This window comes from Paenibacillus sp. FSL H7-0331, from assembly GCF_001956045.1.
Genome location: NZ_MRTH01000112.1, coordinates 1 through 3,048, shown reverse-complemented (window position 1 = coordinate 3,048; position 3,048 = coordinate 1). Strand labels below are relative to the sequence as shown.

3 protein-coding genes and 2 pseudogenes are annotated in these 3,048 nt (G+C 43.1%); 2 read left to right on the top strand and 3 right to left on the bottom strand.

Going from position 1 to position 3,048, the window contains the following annotated elements; all coding sequences use genetic code 11:
* On the bottom strand, window positions 1-358 hold a 358-nt coding region (locus BK127_RS41830), incomplete at its 3' end, for a sigma-70 family RNA polymerase sigma factor (protein ID WP_144026739.1).
* 912 nt (window positions 359-1,270) lie between these two features.
* Between BK127_RS41830 and BK127_RS46175 the strand changes: the two are divergent.
* A pseudogene (locus tag BK127_RS46175) lies at window positions 1,271-1,414 on the top strand (transposase); the annotation flags it as partial.
* Between the two features lie 67 nt (window positions 1,415-1,481).
* A pseudogene (locus BK127_RS46030) lies at window positions 1,482-1,658 on the top strand (transposase); the annotation flags it as partial.
* A gap of 216 nt (window positions 1,659-1,874) precedes the next feature.
* Here the strand turns inward: BK127_RS46030 and BK127_RS41815 are convergent.
* Window positions 1,875-2,756, bottom strand: a complete 882-nt coding sequence (locus BK127_RS41815; protein WP_076238529.1) for an ROK family protein — start codon at window positions 2,754-2,756, stop codon at window positions 1,875-1,877.
* A 105-nt stretch (window positions 2,757-2,861) separates the two neighbouring features.
* Window positions 2,862-3,048, bottom strand: a 187-nt coding sequence (locus BK127_RS41810) for a GH32 C-terminal domain-containing protein (protein ID WP_179097833.1), incomplete at its 5' end; no start/stop codon positions are given.

Sequence of the window (3,048 nt, the reverse complement as noted above, 5' to 3'; positions counted from 1 at the left end):
ATCTTAAATGCATAAGTATTTCGTTCTCGATGCAGCGGGCAGCAAACGTAGCCAGCTTGGTTCCTTTGTCCGGGGAAAACGATTCGATCGCTTTGATCAGCCCAATCGTGCCGATGGAGATCAGATCCTCCAAATCCTCTCCGGTGTTGTCGAACTTTTTGACGATATGCGCGACGAGACGTAAGTTATGTTCGATGAGTAAATTACGCGAATGTTGATTCCCGGCTGCCATTTGTCTTAAATGTTTATCCTCATCCGCTTCGGATAACGGTTGGGGAAAGGCATTGTTTTTGACATACGAAACCAGCAGTACGACCTCTTTAATAAACAAAGCTATTGCCGAGAACAGTCCAGGCATACTCAGTCACCCCCCAGGTTGCGATTAGTATTATTTTATGTGGGCGAAAGCCTAAGCGTGCATGTACTTATTAAATTTGATGATTACAACTCAGTAATAACTTTATTTCTCTTGGGCCCAGTGTAAATAAATTGAAAATTACGCTGCATGCAAAAGGGAGTCCTATTTTTATCTGCAGTTTCTTGATTGCTAAGTAATTAACTCCATTTCAACAATGCCAGGTATCTCAACAAGAATCCAGTCTTCTTTTTCACGAAGCTGATAAATTTTCTTTGGTTTTCCTGACCTTGTGCGTTCCTCCCTTTTTATCTTTTTCAACTGCTATTATTCGACCACGGATTGTGACTTTTCGGATTAGTGTAAGCTCATATTGAGCAATTACACTAACCAAATTAAAAAATAATTTCTCTCTGGTGTCGACTTATATTCTCTTTAATCTTATTGAGACAAAGTTCCTTTTGAGCATCTAAGCTGGTTCCTTCTGTAACCTGAATTCCGTTTGAAATCCTGGTATAGACAGCTATCGTCATTTGTTGAAATTTCTCCTCTCTTTCAGTTCATTAACTCGTTTAAAGAATTCAGTTTTCTGCTTCATTGAAAAAACCTGATTTTGAAGTAATAAATAACATGGTACATGGCCGGCGCCTGAATCAAGGTAAATCAACGAATTATCGGCTGGATCATAAAAGATGTCAAACTCAACTAGAACTACATCCTTTACTTTATAAAACCATTGGTCCTTTATCGCCAAGCTACAAGAGTAAAGCAGCGTATTATGTTTAATTCCCGTTTCAGTTAATATTGCCCTATCCTGTTTCATCGAGATGACCTCACTTCACAAATAGAACATACGTTCTTATTTATAGTAACCAATCTCGATAGAAAATAAACCGACTTTATTCAGTCGGTTTTAAAAAGACCATAACCAGCGAACACGGCGAACAAGAAATCCAAGTGCCTCGGGATCGCCAAGGTAAATTTGAACCGATTGTTGTGAAGAAGCATCAATCGAACGTATCGGGTATTGAGGACCAGATTATTGATATGTATGCCAGATGGAAGCAAAGATGTGCTGGGCATGTGGATCGGCGAAAACGAGTCCTCCAAGTTCTTGCTAACCGCTGATTTAAAACCGATCTACAAAGCGACGACAGAGGATGCAGCTTTGCTAGAATTAGACCGTTTTGAAGAGGATTAGGGAAGTAAATATCCCCTTATAATCCGGTCCTGACGTACGAATTGGGACGAACTCGCTACCTTCTTCAAGTACCCACCCGTGATCCGAAAGCTGTTTTACACGTAATTCTTGACAGACCCAAATACAACTTGAATGGCAAATTAGACGCTTTCCTGGCTGTTCTAGCTTATCCTCCCCTCCCTTCTAAGTTAGTGCGATCCTCATTGTTTTTCAATTATTAACGTGATGTGCTCGTATGCGCCGCGGTATGTGAAATGAATAACAAATCGTAACGCAAAAGCGCTGTCCAAAAGAATTATCTTTCTGGACAACTGTTGCTTATCCTCCATGTTTGGCAGCAGCAAGACCTAGAGCCAAGGCACCGCATAGCCCAGCATTATCCCCTAAATTAGGCGGCACGATGTACTCGTCGATATTCGTAAGGATCGTCTCCGAATTCACGTACCCATTCAGATTACGTTGCACCTCATCTCTAATCATGCTAAACAACTGTTGTTGGTGCATAACGCCACCACCGAGAATAATTTTCTGAGGGGAGAGCATGAGAATAGCTCCCGTGATCGCCTGACCGATATAGAAGGCTTCCATTTGCCAAGCAGGATGATCGATGGGTAAATGACTGCCCTTCTTATTCCATCTTGCCTCAAGCGCCGGACCAGCGGCCATGCCTTCCAGACAATCCCCATGGTAAGGACAAAGGCCCTCGAATACATCATCCTTGTGCCGTCGAACTAAAAGATGTCCTCCCTCGGGGTGAACAAGCCCATGAACGATTTTACCTTCGGAGTAAACGCCAACACCGATTCCTGTCCCGATTGTGTAATATACGCAGCTATCTAATCCTTGGGCCGCCCCCCACATGACTTCCCCGTAAGCGGCGGCATTCACGTCCGTATCCCATCCGTACGGAACATTGATCGCGGTTTTTAGTGTCGAGAGGAACGGATGCCCCGACCAGCCCTGCTTCGGTGTTGTAGTCACATAGCCATATTGATCGCTGTTTCGATCCAGGTTGATGGGACCGAAAGTACCAATCCCGATAGCCTCCACGCCTTTATCCTGAAAGTATAGAATTACTTTCTCCATGGTTGGTTCCGGTTGCTCTGTCGGGAAATGGATACGATCCTCGATAATTCCGTACTCATTCCCGATTCCACAAACAATCTTGGTTCCGCCTGCTTCAATTGCGCCTATACGCATGTTATTTCTCCCCTTCCATCATGCTTTTTCAAATGGGTTACATAAAAATAGAAAGAACTCCCGATCGTCAATTGAACGGACCGGGAGTGGAACAATGACAACGCGCTAACTTCTATTCCTTACCCGTGATCGGTTTATTGTATACATGGATTCCAATGTATAAAGTGACATGGAAATTAATATAGCTTCACCCGAAATTGCATACAATTCCAGCCCTGTACTTGAAGGATCAGGGAAAATCTGATCCGTCAGAACGAGTTTTCCATCATTCGCAAATACTTCTACCGAAGAT

Bases quoted from the DNA above. Each gene is read 5' to 3' on its own strand.
- BK127_RS41815 (WP_076238529.1), bottom strand. From the start codon at position 2,756: ATGCGTATAGGCGCAATTGAAGCAGGCGGAACCAAGATTGTTTGTGGA.